Source organism: Glutamicibacter nicotianae (genome assembly GCF_006539525.1).
GTDB classification, from domain to species: domain Bacteria; phylum Actinomycetota; class Actinomycetes; order Actinomycetales; family Micrococcaceae; genus Glutamicibacter; species Glutamicibacter nicotianae.
In genome coordinates, this window is the sequence record NZ_BJNE01000014.1 from 48,081 (window position 1) to 63,393 (window position 15,313).

A 15,313-nucleotide genomic window follows, 5' to 3' on the forward strand; every position below is an offset into this window, starting at 1 on the left:
GCTATTCATCGCACGAAGGCCATCCCCGGGCCTGACAACCCTCTAGCATGCTTGCCGCGGCCGGAGAGCAGCATCAGCAATTCAAGACGAGTGCCGGCGATCTGCGGGCCAATGCCCCAACGAAAAGTTTCGTCCTGGCTGCATAACTGCACCTTGCGTGCCAGTTCCTTGGCACCGCCAACGCCTTGAGGGGTGGCGGCCTGGTACTTGATCGCCAATTCCAGCGACATTTCGGGATAGTCCCGTTTCAAGCCCACGGCACGGCGGATATCCTCGCCGTGCGCGATTTCTTCGACCAATCGGCTGGCTACCGGCCCCGGCGGAGCATCGCGCAAACCAGCTACCTTCACAAGCTTCTGCAATGTCCCATCGGGAGTTGCGGATTTCTCTGCCGCCACTCCCTGATCGTTCTGGCGGTCAAAGTTGAATCCAGCCTTGGCCATCGCGATCAGCAGCCGGGAAATCGTTGCCCGCGCGTTATCGACTAAATGGGCGGCCACGTCATGGATGCTCCACCCGCTGCAGAGCGAAGGAGCCTCCCACTGATCCGCCGTCAATGTTCCCAGATCATCGATCAGGGCAAGGCGCTCGGCGTGGACCAATGGCCAGATTTCACTGGCAGGGATTTTGCTCATGTTCCACCTTGGGAGCATGGACTCCAGTTAGTCAAGCAAGCCCATGCCAGCCGACGCGCTCCAGGGACAGCAGCGCTATACCTGGTGCCGGCGCGGGGAACGCACCGCTTCGATTCCACGGCAGATCACATAGATAAGGAATGAAATCGTCGTGACATACGGGCTGATCGGCAAGGAACCTGCCAATGCCAGCAGGATGCCGCCTACGACAGCCAGTTCTGCGAACACGATGGAGAGCACGACGGTAGTAACCGGGTTGGAGGTCACGCGCATGGCGGCGGCGGCCGGGGTGATCAGCAACGCAAGCACCAGCAAGGCGCCAACCACTTGGATCGTCACGGCCACGGCCAACGCCAGAATCATCATGAAGACAATGGACAGGCCCGAGGTGCGCACGCCGCGGGCGTTGGCAACCACCGGATCCACCGAAGCGAAGGTCAAGGGGCGCCAGACAAGCAGCAGCGCGATGACCACTACTGCCGAAAGGAGCAGCATTCCGTTCAGTTGCACATCATCCACGGCCACGATCTGGCCGGTCAGCAAGCCGAACTTGTTCGCGCTTCGTCCCTCATACAGCGACAGGAAAAGGATGCCCAAGCCAAGTCCGAAAGGCATGAGCACTCCGGTGATGGAGTTACGATCCCGGGCCCGGGTTCCGAGGATGCCGAGGATCAGGGCCGCGATCATGGAACCGAAGACTGAACCGGTCACCACATCAGCGCCGATGAGCAAGGCGAACGCCGCACCCGCGAAGGACAGCTCGGCGATGCCGTGCACGGCGAAAGCCATGTCGCGCATCATGATGAAAATCCCGATCAGGCCGCCGACGATGCCCAGGGCAGCGCCGGCGATCAAGGAATTGGTCACCAGCGGAAGCAGCAGCCCATAGTCCTGGAAATTGAATGCCTTCTCCAGAAGATCCGAAAAGTTCATATCCTGCTCCTACTTTCCGGTCTCGAGTTCGATGTCTTCAATGTGGTCATGCCCGTCGGCGGGCAAGGCCCGGGTTCCGTCACCGGAGACCACCACGATGCGTCCGTTGACCCGTAGCACCGCGACCGGAGCGCCGTAAAGTTCGGTGAGCACGGAGGACTGCATGACTTCATCCACGCTGCCCAGGTGGAAGCGCCCTTCGGCCAGGTACAGGACACGGTCGACGTACGGCAGGATCGGGTTGATCTCGTGCGTCACGAAGACCACGGCGCTGCCGCGCTCCACAGCCTGGCGGTGAATCACTTCACTGATCGCCTGCTGGTGGTTCAGGTCAAGCGACAGCAACGGCTCATCGCACAGCAGGACCCGAGGGTCGCTGGCCAATGCCTGGGCGGCGCGCAAGCGCTGCTGCTCGCCTCCGGAGAGGTCGGACACCGCGCGGTTGGCGTAGCCGCTGGCGCCAACGAGCTCCAGCAGTTCGTCGACTTTGTTGCGCACGGCCCGGCGGGCCATGCGGATCCCGGGCTTGGCACCATCCACCCCCAGCGCCACCAGATCGCGGGCGCGCAACGGAACGTTGTCCCCAAAGGGTCGTTGCTGCGGAATCAGCCCGACGGCAGCTGATCCCCTGCGCACCGGCTCACCGGCGATCGAGACGCGGCCGTGATTCAGCGCGGTGGTGCCGAGCATCGTGTTGATGAAGCTGGTCTTGCCCGATCCGTTGGGCCCCAGAACTGCAAGGAACTCCCCGGCCGCGATGGACAGGTCGAGTTGTTCCCAGAGCACGCGCGAGCCGAAGGCAAGGCGCGCGTCTTCGAATTTGACGATGGGGGTCTGAGTCATTGACTGCTTTCTAGATTGCGCTGGCTGCGGGTGGGCCGGCGACGAAAAACTGCGGCACCGCAATGGGTGCCGCAGTCAATCCTACCAGTTGCGAGTCATTCGCAATATGCGCTTAGGCGTGAGCTTCCGCTATTTTGCCTGCTTTTCGCTGCGAGGCGGGATAACGCGCTTTCGGGTGGTATCGGTGATCTCGCCAACCAGCACCTCGATGATGTCCTCCAGGAAGACGACGCCGAGGGTTGCGCCGGACTCGTCGAGGACTGCAGAAAGATGGTTGCCTTCCTGCCGCATCGCTTCGAGCGCCGCCTCGATTTCGGTGTCCTGCTCCAACCGGCCCAGCGGATGCAATGGCAAGTCGAGCAGCGGCTGCGTGGAGTGCGCATCATCGATGAGCATCACGTCCTTGACATGCCAGTAGCCCACCGGAACGTCGTTCTTGGTGATCACCATGCGCGAGAATCCGGTCTTGCCGACCTTCTTCTCGAATTCGCGTGCGGTGGCCTGCCCGTATTCCAAGGTGAACAGGTCATCCAGCGGAACCATGCAGCTGCGTGCGGTCACCGAGGAGAATTCCAGCGCCTTGGTCAACCGGGCGGCGTCGTCCTCATCCAGCGCGCCTTCCTCGGAGGAAGTGTCGATGATCGAGCGGACTTCAGCGGCAGTGTAGGAACTGGCCACCTCGTCCTTCGGCTCGATGCCGAAGGCATGCAGCACGAGGTTCGCCAGGCCGTTGAGCGACGCGGTGATCGGCTTGAGCACCTTGGACAGGCCAACCAGCGGCATGGCCAGCAGCAGCACGGCCTTGTCAGCGATGGACACCGAAATGTTCTTCGGCACCATTTCGCCGAAGGTCACGTGCAGGAAGGTCACCAGGATCAAGGCGATCAGGAACGCAACGGAGTCCGCGGCGGATTCGGCCATGCCGATCTTCATCAGCGGCTCGGCGAGCAGGTGGTGGATTGCCGGCTCGGAGATATTCAGGATCAGCAGCGAGCAGACGGTAATGCCCAGCTGGCATACCGCGAGCATGATCGACACATGCTCCATGGCGTACAGCGCGACCTTCGCCCGCTTGTTGCCTTCGTCGGCCAGCGGTTCGATCTGCGAACGACGTGCGCTCATCACCGCGAATTCACCGGCGACGAAGAACGCGTTGCCGGCCAGCAGCACAACCAGCCAGATCAGGCCCATGAAGTCATTCATTGCCTTCCTCCTTCGCTGGGGTTGCTGGTTCGAAGCGGACCTGCGAGATGCGTCGGCCGTCGAGTTCGGTCACCGTGAAGGTGCCATGCTCGGTGACGACCTGGTCGTTGAGCTCGGCCAAGCGGCCCAGTTCGGCGAGCATGAAGCCGCCGATCGTCTCGTACGCCGATTCCTCCGGGATCACGTCGTCATCGAAGTTCTCGTTGATTTGGTCCGGACGGTACATGCCCGGGAACAGCCAGTTGCCATCGGGCTGGGTGACTGCTTCTTCCTCGTCCTCGTCGTGCTCATCGGACACTTCGCCGACGATTTCCTCGACCAGGTCTTCGAGGGTGACCAGCCCTGCAGTTCCGCCGTACTCGTCCATCACGATTGCAACCTGGTATTCGGCGGCGCGCAGCTGCTCGAGCAGCACGTCCAAGTGGATTGTTTCCGGCACGTACAGCGCATCGCGGGCGAACTCGCCGACCTGCAGCGCAGCGCGGCGTTCACGGGGCACCGAGACAATCGCCTTGACATGGCAGATGCCCTGGATTTCATCGGTGGATCCGGTGGTGACCGGGAAACGCGAGAAGCCGGTGTCGGCGCTGACTTCGATCAGCTCGGACAGGGCCGCCTCGGAATCGATGGTGGACATCGAGGTGCGCGGGGTCATCACGTCGGCAGCGGTGCGCTCGGAGAATTCAATGGTGGATTCCACAAAGCGCGCGGTCTGCACATCCAGGGTGCCCAGCTGGGCCGAACGGCGCACCAGCGACGCCAATTCCTGCGAGGAACGGGCCGCGGAGATTTCCTCCTTGGCTTCCAGCCCGAAGAACTTGCGCAGGACCATGTTGGAAAAGCCATTGAGCACGATGATCGCCGGCTTGAAGATGGCGGTGAAGACCAGCTGCGGGCGGGCCAGCAGCTTGCCGACCACCATGGCCTTGGCGATCGCCATGTTCTTCGGGACCAGCTCGCCGATGAGCATCGACAGCAAGGTGGCAACGACCATCGAGACGACAACCGCGATGGCCAGCGAGCTTGCGGCGGGAATGCCCAATTTTTCCATCAACGGCTCGAGCAGCGCGCTCATCGCCGGTTCAAGCACATAGCCGGTCAGCAAAGTGGTCAGCGTGATGCCCAGCTGGCAGCTGGAGAGCTGGGTGGAGAGGGAGGTCAAGCACTGCAGCAGCGGCTTGGAGCCGCGCTCGCCATTGTTGACGGCGTTCTGGACGGTGCTTTTATCCAGTGCGACCAAGGAGAATTCCACGGCCACGAAGAAGCCGGTGCCGAGAATCAGCAGCAGGCCGAAGAGTATTGAGAGCCATTCCATAGGCGCTTACCGCCGCCTATGCGCTGGCGTGCAAAGTTCAGTTTCAGTGCCGATCTGGCGGCAACTAGAAGGCTCCAAACGGGAGGCGGAACTTCCTGAACATGGACTGTTGTGGCCGGCACTGCGCCCGTGGGCGGCACACCGGCTTGGAGAGTGAGATTCCATAGTGCGCATCAGTCTATCGAACGAAGTGCCGTTGCGCACGACTTCGACACATGCTCGTTCGGCGGTGCCGCGGATACGCTGAACGGCATGTTATACGCGACACTTTCGTGAGATTAGATACGTGCCGTGGCCAAGTGGGAGAAAAAGTCACTAGACTGGTGCGCAGGTCTAGAAATCTTGTGGGCCGCAGTGGTCGTATCACGTCCTCGAAAGACCACCGGCTCAAGCTAGAACAACGTAGAAATCAGGGAAGAGGCGTTGCACGTGCCAGAGCAAGCACACCACCGGCTGACTGAAGAGTTTGGTGGAAACGAGTGGCTAGTAGACGAGCTGTTCGAACAGTATCTCGTCGACAAGAACTCGGTAGATAAGAAATGGTGGGATATTTTCGAATCTCTCGCCGCCGAAAAGAAGGAACCCGCAGCACCGGCAGCGCAGCCGGCACCAGCAGCGGCAACCGCGGCAGCACCAGCTGCCAACGGGCAGGGCGCACCACGCGCCGCCGCCCAGGCCCGTGCCACCGAACCAGCGCCGGCTGCCTCGGCAGCACCAGCTCCGGCCGCTGAAGCCAAGAAGGCTGAGCCAGCTCCGAAGACTGCCCCGATCCCGGCACAGGCCCCGAAGGCCACGCCGTCCACCGAACTTTACGGCGAGGAGAAGCGCACCCCGCTGCGCGGGCCGATGAAGGCCATCGCAACCAACATGGATGCCTCGCTCACCGTTCCTACCGCCACCACCGTGCGTGCCGTGCCGGCCAAGGTGATGATCGACAACCGCATTGTCATCAACAACCATCTCAAGCGCGCCCGCGGCGGCAAGATCTCCTTCACCCACCTGATCGGCTTCGCCGTGATCCGTGCGCTGAAGCAGATCCCGTCGATGAACGTCACCTACGACGTGATCGACAAGAAGCCGACCGCGATCCAGCCGGCCCACGTGAACTTCGGCATCGCCATCGACATGCCGAAGCCCGATGGCACCCGCATGCTGGCCGTGCCGAACATCAAGGCCGCCGAGACCCTGAGCTTCAACGAATTCTGGGCCACCTACGAAGATTTGATCAAGCGCGCCCGCGGCAACAAGCTGACCGCTGACGACTACGCAGGCACCACCGTCTCGCTGACCAACCCCGGCGGCATCGGCACCGTGCACTCGGTGCCCCGCCTGTCCAAGGGCCAGGCCGCGATCATCGGCGTCGGCGCACTGGAATACCCGGCCGAATACCGCGGCTCCTCGGAGAAGACCGTGGCCCGCCTGGGCATCGGCAAGCACATCACCCTGACCTCCACCTACGACCACCGCGTCATCCAGGGTGCAGGTTCGGGCGAGTTCCTGAAGCTGGTCGAGTCGCTGCTGCTGGGCGAGCAGGGCTTCTACGACGAGATCTTCGAGCAGCTGCGCATCCCTTACGAGCCGGTCCGCTGGGCCGTCGACAACCAGGTCGACATCGACCTGCAGGTCAACAAGGTCGCCCGCATCCAGCACCTGATCAACTCCTACCGCGTGCGCGGCCACCTGATGGCCGACACCAACCCGCTGGAATACGTCCAGCGCAAGCACCCGGACCTGGACATCAAGTCCTACGGCCTGACCCTGTGGGACCTGGACCGCGAATGGCTGGCCGGCGGCCTGGGCGGCAAGGACCGCGCGCTGCTGCGCGACATCCTCGGCGTGCTGCGCGATGCCTACTGCCGCACCATTGGCACCGAGTACATGCACCTGCAGAACCCGGAAGAGCGCGAATGGTTCCAGGCGAAGCTGGAATCCGGCTACGCCAAGCCAAGCCGCGAAGAGCAGCTGCGCATCCTGAGCAAGCTGAACTCCGCCGAGGCCTTCGAGACCTTCCTGCAGACCAAGTTCGTCGGCCAGAAGCGCTTCTCGCTGGAAGGCGGCGAGTCGCTGATTCCGCTGCTGGATGCGATCATCTCCGACGCCGCCGATGAGCAGCTGGACGAGGTTGCAATCGGCATGGCCCACCGCGGCCGCCTGAACGTGCTGACCAACATCGCCGGCAAGACCTACGCACAGGTCTTCCGCGAATTCGAAGGCACCGCCACCCCGGGCTCGGTCCAGGGTTCGGGCGATGTGAAGTACCACCTGGGCACCGAGGGCTCGTACACCTCGGACGCCGGCAACCAGACCAAGATCTACCTGGCTGCCAACCCATCGCACCTGGAAGCGGTCGATCCGGTGCTCGAGGGCATTACCCGCGCCAAGCTGGACCGGCTGGAGCAGAAGAACACCGTGCTGCCGATCCTGGTCCACGGCGACGCCGCCTTCGCAGGCCAGGGCGTGGTCTCCGAGGTGCTGGCGATGAGCCAGCTGCCGGGCTACAAGACCGGCGGCACCGTGCACGTGATCGTGAACAACCAGATCGGCTTCACCACCGCGCCGAGCTCCTCGCGCTCCTCGGTCTACGCCACCGATGTGGCCCGCACCGTGCAGGCCCCGATCTTCCACGTCAACGGGGATGACCCGGAGGCAGTGGTGCACGTGGGCCAGCTGGCCTTCGAGTACCGCCAGAAGTTCGGCAAGGACGTCGTCATCGACCTGGTGTGCTACCGCCGCCGTGGCCACAACGAGGGCGACGACCCGTCGATGACCCAGCCGATCATGTACAACCTGATCGAAGCCAAGCGCTCCACCCGCAAGCTGTACACCGAAGCCCTGGTCGGCCGCGGCGACATCACGCAGGAAGAAGCCGAGAACGTGCTGGCCGAGTACAAGGAGAACCTGGAGCGCATCTTCGCCGAGACGCATGCCGCCCAGACCTCCCCGATCCCGATCATCACCCCGGGCTCGACCATCAACGACCTGGAGAAGCCATTCGCGCAGGCCGCCGACGAGAACACCGTCGACGGCGCCCGCGGCTCGGCCATCTCCGAGCAGACGCTGGCCAAGATCGGTGCCGCCCACCTGGACATCCCAGAAGGCTTCACCATGCACACCAAGCTGAAGTCGCTGCTGGAGCGCCGCGAGAAGATGTCCCGCGAAGGCGGCATCGACTGGGGCTTCGCCGAGCTGGCAGCCCTGGGCAGCCTGACCATGGAAGGCGTGCCGGTCCGCCTGGCGGGCCAGGACTCGCGCCGCGGCACCTTCGTGCAGCGCCACGCAGTCTTCCACGACCGCGAGAACGACAACGAGTGGTACCCGCTGAAGGGCCTGTCCGAGGACCAGGCTCCGCTGTGGATCTACGACTCGCTGCTCTCCGAATACGCCGCCCTCGGCTTCGAGTACGGCTACTCGGTAGAGCGCCCGGATGCGCTGGTCATGTGGGAAGCGCAGTTCGGCGACTTCGTCAACGGCGCGCAGACCGTGATCGACGAGTTCATCTCCTCCGCCGAGCAGAAGTGGTCGCAGTCCTCCTCGCTGGTCATGCTGCTGCCGCACGGCTACGAAGGCCAGGGCCCGGACCACTCCTCGGCCCGCATCGAGCGCTTCCTGCAGCTGTGCGCGGAGAACAACATGGTCGTGGCCCAGCCGTCCACCGGTGCCAACCACTTCCACCTGCTGCGCCGCCAGGCCTACGCCCGTCCGCGCAAGCCGCTGATCGTCTTCACCCCGAAGCAGCTGCTTCGCCTGAAGGCAGCCGCCAGCGCCGTGGAGGACTTCACCACCGGCGGCTTCCGCGAGGTCATCGGCGATGCGTCGATCACCGATGCGAACGCCGTGGACAAGGTGCTGCTGTGCTCGGGCCGCGTGTACTACGACCTGCTGGCAGCCCGCACCAAGGCGAACGACACCAAGACCGCACTGGTGCGCGTCGAGCAGCTCTACCCGGCTCCGGCCGAGCAGATCGCCGCCGAACTGGCCAAGTACCCGAACGCCGAGGTTTCGTGGGTCCAAGACGAGCCTGCGAACCAGGGCCCATGGCCGTTCTTCGGCCTCTACGTGGTGCCGCAGCTCGATCGCAAGATCAAGCTCGTTTCGCGCCCGGCATCGGCTGCCACCTCGGCCGGTACCGCCAAGCGCCACGAAGCAGAAAACGCAGTGCTGATCCAGCAGGCTTTCGCCCGCTAACCAGCATCGGCTGAACGCTGCTAGCCAGCTGTGCCGGCGAACCGACCGGGGGTTGACCTCGGAGGTTCGCCGGCACAGCGCTTTAACCCCGGCACCGGATTCTCGCAGGGAATTGTGGGATTCAACCACTGGCCACCTCCCCCGATGCCGGCGATCCGACTGCTAAGGTGGGGATCGATTCATCATTTTGAGCCAACGAAAGGTCGCCCAGTTGGAGTTACGCACAATCCGCATTACCGCAATCGGAGATGAGCTGCTGGCCGGGCATGGCGACCCGCGAGGCCTGGGCTGGTTCGGCCGGGTCATGGCCCGCACCCAGGATCCGGCGCTGCGCCTGCAGTCCTTCGTCCTGGCCGCACCGGCCGAGGGATCCGAGTCGCTGGCCGAGCGCTGGCTGGGCGAAGCCTCCCGCCGCTTCAGCGACCAGTACGAGAACCGCCTGGTCATCGCACTGTCCGACCGCGACGTCGACCTGGACGTCACCACCGCGCGCAGCCGGCTGAACCTGGCCAACATCCTGGATTCGGCCTCGCAGATGAACATCAAGGCGCTGCTGGTCGGCCCGGCCCCCGGCTTGGACGATGCGCGCAACCAGCGCGTGGCGGAGCTGAACCGGGTGTACTCGGATGTGGCGCTGCGCCGCAATCACCACTACGTCGATACCTTCACCCCGCTGCGTGCCCATGCCCAGTGGCGTGCGGACCTGAACGCCTCCGGCGGCGTGCCCGGCCAGGCCGGGTACGGCCTGATGGCCTGGCTGGTGCTGCACCGCGGCTGGTATTCCTGGCTGGACTTGCCCGAGCCGGGCGATAGCTGAACCGGTCCGGTCCGTTAGGAAAATGGGCCGGAAGTGTGAAAGACTATGAGCCGGCCCGAATTTTCGGGAAGTCCTATTGATCCCTCTAAGGAGTCACCATGTCGAAGCGCGCTCGTAAGCGTCGCGATCGCAAGCGTGGCGGTGCCAACCACGGCAAGCGCCCAAACAGCTAAGCGAAGCGAACATAAAAGAACCCCGTACCCTTCGAGATCTTCTCGAAAGATGCGGGGTTTCTCTTTGCCTTGCTAGCGGTGCCGGGCTAGTGCCCCGACTCCACGCGGATCTGTGAAATCCGCGCAATGATGCTGGCCTTCAGGGTCTGCGGGGCATGCTCCTGGCAGCTGCGGCGCACCACCGAGCGGATGATGCACTCCAGATCGTACTGCTCGGTGCATTCCGGGCAGCCTTCCAGATGAGACTTGACCTCCTTGAGGTCATCGAGCGTCAGCGCGCCGTCAAGGTACTCGTAGATGCGGACGATGCGGTCATCGGCGCAATCACCCAATGAATTGCAATCCATCCTATTTCGCTCCTCGTTCGGCCTTGGCGGCGCTCTTGCTCTGGGTGCCGGTGGCGATCCCGCGATCCGCGGCGTAATCCGCCAGCAATTCCCTCAAATTCTTTCGTCCACGATGCAACCTGGACATCACGGTGCCGATCGGCACGCCCAGGATCTCGCTGGCTTCCTTGTAGCTGAAGCCCTCGACATCCACGAAGTACACGGCCATGCGGAAATCCTCGCCGATCGACTGCAGCGCGGCCTTCACATCCGAATCCGGAAGGTGGTCCAGCGCTTCGGCCTCGGCCGAACGCAAGCCGGTCGGCGAATGCTCCATGGCCTGGGCCATCTGCCAATCCTCGACCGTGTCGGTGGAGGTGCGCAGCGGTTCGCGCTGGCGCTTGCGGTACAGGTTGATGTACGTGTTGGTCAGGATCCGGTACAGCCACGCCTTGAGATTGGTGCCAGGCTTGTACTGGTGGAACGCGGAATAGGCCTTGGTGTAGGCCTCCTGCACCAGATCCTCGGCATCCGACGGGTTGCGCGCCATGCGCAGGGCAGCCGAATAGAGCTGGTCCACGTACTGCATCGCATCACGCTCGAAGCGTTCGCGGCGCTGCTGTTCGGACTCAGAGGCCGCATCGGGCAAATTCTCGTCCACGCTCTCATTATTCATCACTGCCGAGTCTACGCGTTCAACCGGCTTTATGCGCGCGCCAGCACGGGCGAAGGCCGGGCGCGGGGCCTCGGCCAGCGCGCAGGCGGTGCCGCCGGCACTTGAAGTGTCCTGTCGTATCGTCACACTAGGCATAACCAACCGGGCGCAAACCTTATTCCCGCACCGATCTCGGCTAGGATTAAGCAGTGGGCGCACAGTGCTTCAAGCGCTGCCCGCGCCCCCGAAGTGAAGCATCGAGCCAAAGGATCTACCAATCAGCACCGCAAGCGCCCCCGGCAACCGACCCAACCAGCTGCACGAGGCAGAAGAGAACTGGTGGGCGGCGCCCTTCGCCGCCACCGGCCTGGATGCCACCGTGCAGGTGCCCGCGTCGAAGTCGCTGACCAACCGGTATCTGATCCTTGCGGCCCTGGCCTCCTCCCCCTCCACCATCCGCAACACGCTGATCAGCCGCGACACCGAGCTGATGCTGCGCGCCCTGGCCGAATTCGGGGTGGGTGTGCAGCGCATCGCGCAGGACGATGGCTCCACCACCGTGGTCATCACCCCGGGCCAGCTGGCCGCCGGCCCGCTGTCCATCGACTGCGGCCTGGCCGGCACGGTGATGCGCTTCGTGCCCCCGCTGGCCGCCGTCGCCGGCGCCACGGTGGCCTTCGACGGCGACGAGGCGGCCCGCGTGCGCCCGATGGCCCCGGTGCTCGACGCCCTGGCGGACCTCGGCGCCCGCATCGACTATGCCGGCGCCGCCGGCATGCTGCCCTTCACCATCGATGCCAGCGCCATGAAGCAGGATGCCGAAGTGGTGATCGACGCCTCGGGCAGCTCGCAGTTCATCTCGGCGCTGCTGCTGGTCGGCCAGGCCCTGCCCGGCGGGCTGGCGTTGCGCGCCGCACCAGGGCCGATCGCCTCCCCGGACCACATCGCGATGACGGTGCAGACCCTGCGCGAGCTCGGCGTGGACGTGCAGGTCGATGCCGATGCGCGCGGCTGGCGCATCGCACCGGGGCAGCTGAAGGGCTTCACCGTCACCGTCGAGCCCGACCTGTCCAATGCCGGCCCGTTCCTGGCCGCCGCGCTGGCCACCGCCGGCACCGTGCGCGTGCCCTTCTGGCCCGCGAAGACCACCCAGGTGGGCGGCAAGTGGGTCGAGATCCTGACCGCGATGGGCGCGCAGGCAGAGCTGGGCGAGGACGGCGTGCTTTGCGTGCGCGGCACCGGAACAATCCGCGGGATCGACTACGCCGACGCCTCCGAGCTGGCCCCGACCCTGGCCGCCCTGTGCGTGCTGGCCGATGCGCCGAGCACGCTGAGCGGCATCGGGCACCTGCGCGGGCATGAAACCGATCGGCTGGCCGCGCTGGAAGCCGAATTGCCGAAGGTCGGCGCGCGCGTCACCGCGACCGCCGACGCGCTGCACATCGTCCCGGGCCCGCTGCGGGCCGCGGATATCGAGTCCTACGAGGATCACCGCATGGCCACCGCCGGCGCCCTGCTGGGCCTGGCCATTGACGGGGTGCGCGTGCAGAACATCGCCACCACCGCGAAGACCATGCCCGATTTCCCGCAGCTGTGGAGCGCCATGGCGGCTACCGCAAAGGCCCAGGGCTGATGCGCTACTCCGACTACGACGAGTCCTCGGTGCGCGTGCGCCCGAACAAGAAGGGCAGCCGTCCGCGCACCAAGGACCGTCCGGCCCACGAGCAGGCGGTGATCGGCCGCATCATCACCGTGGACCGCGGCCGCTACACCGCGATCCTCGACGAGGACACCGCCACCGAGCGCATCGTCATCGCCGCCCGCGCCCGTGAGCTGCGCCGCCAGGCGATCGTGCCCGGGGACCTGGTGGGGCTGGTCGGCGACACCTCCGGCAAGCCCGACACCCTGGCCCGGCTGGTGCGCATCGAACAGCGCAGCACCCTGCTGCGCCGCAGCGCCGATGACACCGACGCCACCGAGCGCGTGGTCGTGGCCAATGTGGACAAGCTGGTCATCGTCGTCGCCGCCGCGAACCCCGAGCCGCGCACCGGCTTCGTGGACCGCGCGCTGGTCGCCGCCTACGACGCCGGCATCCAGCCGGTGCTCTGCGTGACCAAGGCCGATGTGAAGGACCCGGCCGAGTTCCTCACCCACTACGAGGGGCTGGACTTCCCCGTGGTCATCTCGCGCACCACCGCGGCCGAGGCCTCGGGCATCGACGCCCGCAGCGCCGACGGCTCCAGCGCCCGGCTGGATGCCGGTGCCCTGGCCGAACTGGAGCAGCTGCTCTCCGGCTGCGTCTCGGTGGTGCTCGGCCACTCCGGGGTGGGCAAGTCCACCCTGGTCAACGCCCTGACCGGGTCGACCCGCGCCACCGGGCACGTCAACGCGGTCACCGGCCGCGGACGGCACACCTCCTCGAACGCGCTGGCCCTGCGCCTGGGCGGCACCCCCGGCTCCTGGCTGATCGACACCCCGGGCATCCGCTCCTTCGGGCTGGGGCTGGTGGATCCGGACAATATCCTGGCCGCCTTCGAGGACCTGGCCGAGATCGCCACCGGCTGCCCGCGCGGCTGCACCCATGCGGCCGGCGAGGCCGGCTGCGCGCTGGAAGCCTGGGCCGCCGAGTCCGAAGGCAGCCAGGCGGCCAACCGCCTTGCCTCCTACCGCCGGCTGGTCACCACCGAGGAAACCACGCACGAAAAGGAGCTCGGCGCGCAGTAGCCGCCGCATAACCATGGCTGAATACACCCTGCAGCAAGATCTCGACTTCGCCCTGGCATTGGCCGACAAGGTCGACGCCTTCACCCTGGCCCGCTACGGCGCCAACGACCTGGTGGTCGAATCCAAGCCGGACATGACCCCGGTCTCCGATGCCGATCGCGGCGCCGAGCAGCTGATTCTGGCCGAACTGGCAGCCCACCGCCCCGGCGACTCGGTGCTCGGCGAGGAGTTCGGCGTGCACGGGGACTCGGCCCGGCGCTGGGTCATCGACCCGATCGACGGGACGAAGAACTTCGTGCGCCGCGTGCCGGTGTGGGCCACGCTGATCGCGCTGCTCATCGACGACGAGCCGGTGCTCGGCGTCATCTCCGCCCCGGCGATGGCCCGCCGCTGGCATGCGGCCACCGGCCTGGGCGCCTACGTCAGCGAACCGGGCGCGGTTCCCGGGTCCACCGCCACCCGCCGCCTCGCCGTCTCCTCGGTCAGCGCGCTGGAAGACTCCTCGCTGTCCTACGCCTCGCTGAACGGCTGGAAGGACGCCGGCAAGCTAGATGGCCTGCTGGAGCTGCTGGGCACCGCCTGGCGCACCCGCGGCTACGGGGATTTCCTCTCCTACGCGCTGGTGGCCGAAGGCGCGGTCGACGCGGCCTTCGAACCCGAGCTGGAGCTCTACGACATGGCCGCGCTGGTGCCGGTGGTGCGCGAGGCCGGGGGCCGCTTCACCTCGGTGGCCGGGGCGGAAGGCTGCCATGGCGGCAACGCGCTGGCCAGCAATGGCAAGCTGCACGAGGCAATCCTGCCCTACCTTAACCGCAGCTAGGCGCCGGGACGATCATGGCACCTGCACGCCGCGGACCGGCCGGGCTGACCACCAGCGAAGAGGACTACCTCAAGGCGCTGTACGCGCTCACCGAATGGGAAGACGCCGAAGTCGGCACGGGTGCGCTGGCCGACCAGCTGGGCCTGTCCCCCGCCTCGGCCACCGCCATGGTGCAAAAGCTCGCCGCCAAGGAGCTGGTGAACCACGTGCCGCGCGGGGCGATCACGCTCAGCGAGACCGGGCGGCGCGAGGCGCTGCGCATGGTGCGCCGCCACCGGCTGCTGGAGACCTTCCTGCGCGACGAGCTGGGCTACGGCTGGGACGAGGTCCACGACGAGGCCGAGGCCCTGGAGCACACCGTCACCGACCGGTTCATCAACGCCCTGGATGCCCGGCTGGGCCACCCGCGCCATGACCCGCACGGAGATGCGATCCCCAGCGCCGACGGGACCTTGCCGGTGTCCGCCGCGATCCGGCTGGACCGCTTCACCGGAAGCAGAGCGGTCATCGACCGGATCAGCGACGAGGATCCGCAGTTCCTGCGCCGTGCCGCCGCCCAGGGCCTGGTGCCCGGGGCTCTCATCGACCTGCCGCATCAGCTGGATTTCATCGAGGCCTCGCTGATCTGGGTGCGCAAGGCCTAGCTGCGGGCTGTGCGAGAATGAAGAACAGCCCAAGACCCCA

Annotated in this window: 14 protein-coding genes; 7 read left to right on the plus strand and 7 right to left on the minus strand. The window is 65.5% G+C overall.

All coding sequences use genetic code 11. The annotated features are described in order from the left end of the window. Window positions 1–5 precede the first annotated feature (5 nt). The 5 genes from ANI01nite_RS13430 to ANI01nite_RS13450 form a co-directional block, all read right to left on the minus strand. Complete coding sequence (locus ANI01nite_RS13430) at window positions 6–635, minus strand: maleylpyruvate isomerase family mycothiol-dependent enzyme (protein WP_141358557.1); 630 nt, start codon at window positions 633–635, stop codon at window positions 6–8. Window positions 636–710: 75 nt separating this feature from the next. Next, window positions 711–1,568 (minus strand): metal ABC transporter permease, encoded by an 858-nt coding sequence (locus ANI01nite_RS13435; protein ID WP_038990428.1) that lies wholly within the window; start codon window positions 1,566–1,568, stop codon window positions 711–713. A 9-nt stretch (window positions 1,569–1,577) separates the two neighbouring features. Beyond that, complete coding sequence (locus ANI01nite_RS13440) at window positions 1,578–2,411, minus strand: metal ABC transporter ATP-binding protein (protein WP_073707659.1); 834 nt, start codon at window positions 2,409–2,411, stop codon at window positions 1,578–1,580. Between the two features lie 129 nt (window positions 2,412–2,540). Beyond that, complete coding sequence (locus tag ANI01nite_RS13445; RefSeq protein ID WP_170214655.1) at window positions 2,541–3,614, minus strand: hemolysin family protein; 1,074 nt, start codon at window positions 3,612–3,614, stop codon at window positions 2,541–2,543. After that, complete coding sequence (locus ANI01nite_RS13450; protein ID WP_141358559.1) at window positions 3,607–4,929, minus strand: hemolysin family protein; 1,323 nt, start codon at window positions 4,927–4,929, stop codon at window positions 3,607–3,609. Before ANI01nite_RS13450 ends, ANI01nite_RS13445 begins: the two co-directional genes overlap by 8 nt. A gap of 429 nt (window positions 4,930–5,358) precedes the next feature. On the opposite strand from ANI01nite_RS13450, the gene ANI01nite_RS13455 reads away from it, so the two are divergent. From ANI01nite_RS13455 to ANI01nite_RS17220, 3 genes are all read left to right on the plus strand, one after another. Further along, window positions 5,359–9,114, plus strand: coding sequence for a multifunctional oxoglutarate decarboxylase/oxoglutarate dehydrogenase thiamine pyrophosphate-binding subunit/dihydrolipoyllysine-residue succinyltransferase subunit (locus tag ANI01nite_RS13455; RefSeq protein WP_141358561.1), 3,756 nt, complete (start codon window positions 5,359–5,361; stop codon window positions 9,112–9,114). Between the two features lie 211 nt (window positions 9,115–9,325). Beyond that, on the plus strand, window positions 9,326–9,931 hold the full coding sequence (locus tag ANI01nite_RS13460) for a GDSL-type esterase/lipase family protein (protein ID WP_038990422.1): 606 nt from the start codon (window positions 9,326–9,328) through the stop codon (window positions 9,929–9,931). A gap of 98 nt (window positions 9,932–10,029) precedes the next feature. After that, window positions 10,030–10,104: a 50S ribosomal protein bL37 gene (locus ANI01nite_RS17220; protein ID WP_369299107.1), complete on the plus strand. Its 75-nt coding sequence runs from the start codon at window positions 10,030–10,032 to the stop codon at window positions 10,102–10,104. A gap of 86 nt (window positions 10,105–10,190) precedes the next feature. Here ANI01nite_RS17220 and rsrA read toward each other — a convergent pair whose 3' ends face one another. Both rsrA and ANI01nite_RS13470 read right to left on the minus strand, forming a co-directional pair. Then, entirely contained in the window at window positions 10,191–10,451 is a 261-nt protein-coding gene (rsrA, locus tag ANI01nite_RS13465; RefSeq protein ID WP_038990421.1) for a mycothiol system anti-sigma-R factor, read from the minus strand. 1 nt (window position 10,452) lies between these two features. Next, window positions 10,453–11,106, minus strand: coding sequence for a sigma-70 family RNA polymerase sigma factor (locus ANI01nite_RS13470; protein ID WP_168202065.1), 654 nt, complete (start codon window positions 11,104–11,106; stop codon window positions 10,453–10,455). A gap of 295 nt (window positions 11,107–11,401) precedes the next feature. Between ANI01nite_RS13470 and aroA the strand changes: the two genes are divergently transcribed. From aroA to ANI01nite_RS13490, 4 genes are read left to right on the plus strand one after another with little or no spacing between them, the layout of a single operon-like run. Beyond that, on the plus strand, window positions 11,402–12,718 hold the full coding sequence (gene aroA / locus ANI01nite_RS13475; RefSeq protein ID WP_141358565.1) for a 3-phosphoshikimate 1-carboxyvinyltransferase: 1,317 nt from the start codon (window positions 11,402–11,404) through the stop codon (window positions 12,716–12,718). Then, on the plus strand, window positions 12,718–13,809 hold the full coding sequence (gene rsgA, locus ANI01nite_RS13480) for a ribosome small subunit-dependent GTPase A (RefSeq protein ID WP_369826792.1): 1,092 nt from the start codon (window positions 12,718–12,720) through the stop codon (window positions 13,807–13,809). The genes aroA and rsgA overlap by 1 nt, the downstream gene beginning before the upstream one ends. A 7-nt stretch (window positions 13,810–13,816) precedes the next feature. Then, entirely contained in the window at window positions 13,817–14,629 is an 813-nt protein-coding gene (locus tag ANI01nite_RS13485) for an inositol monophosphatase family protein (protein ID WP_371858971.1), read from the plus strand. Window positions 14,630–14,643: 14 nt separating this feature from the next. Then, window positions 14,644–15,273 carry a metal-dependent transcriptional regulator gene (locus ANI01nite_RS13490; protein ID WP_141358569.1) on the plus strand — a complete coding sequence of 210 codons (630 nt, stop codon included), beginning with the start codon at window positions 14,644–14,646 and terminating at the stop codon, window positions 15,271–15,273. Window positions 15,274–15,313: the final 40 nt, after the last annotated feature.

Excerpts from the sequence above, each read along its gene's own strand:
- ANI01nite_RS13435 (WP_038990428.1), bottom strand. The coding sequence starts at position 1,568 with ATGAACTTTTCGGATCTTCTGGAGAAGGCATTCAATTTCCAGGACTAT.
- rsrA (WP_038990421.1), bottom strand. The coding sequence starts at position 10,451 with ATGGATTGCAATTCATTGGGTGATTGCGCCGATGACCGCATCGTCCGC.
- ANI01nite_RS13450 (WP_141358559.1), bottom strand. The coding sequence starts at position 4,929 with ATGGAATGGCTCTCAATACTCTTCGGCCTGCTGCTGATTCTCGGCACC.
- rsgA (WP_369826792.1), top strand. The coding sequence starts at position 12,718 with ATGCGCTACTCCGACTACGACGAGTCCTCGGTGCGCGTGCGCCCGAAC.
- ANI01nite_RS13440 (WP_073707659.1), bottom strand. The coding sequence starts at position 2,411 with ATGACTCAGACCCCCATCGTCAAATTCGAAGACGCGCGCCTTGCCTTC.
- ANI01nite_RS13445 (WP_170214655.1), bottom strand. The coding sequence starts at position 3,614 with ATGAATGACTTCATGGGCCTGATCTGGCTGGTTGTGCTGCTGGCCGGC.
- ANI01nite_RS13430 (WP_141358557.1), bottom strand. The coding sequence starts at position 635 with ATGAGCAAAATCCCTGCCAGTGAAATCTGGCCATTGGTCCACGCCGAG.
- ANI01nite_RS13490 (WP_141358569.1), top strand. The coding sequence starts at position 14,644 with ATGGCACCTGCACGCCGCGGACCGGCCGGGCTGACCACCAGCGAAGAG.
- ANI01nite_RS13470 (WP_168202065.1), bottom strand. The coding sequence starts at position 11,106 with ATGAATAATGAGAGCGTGGACGAGAATTTGCCCGATGCGGCCTCTGAG.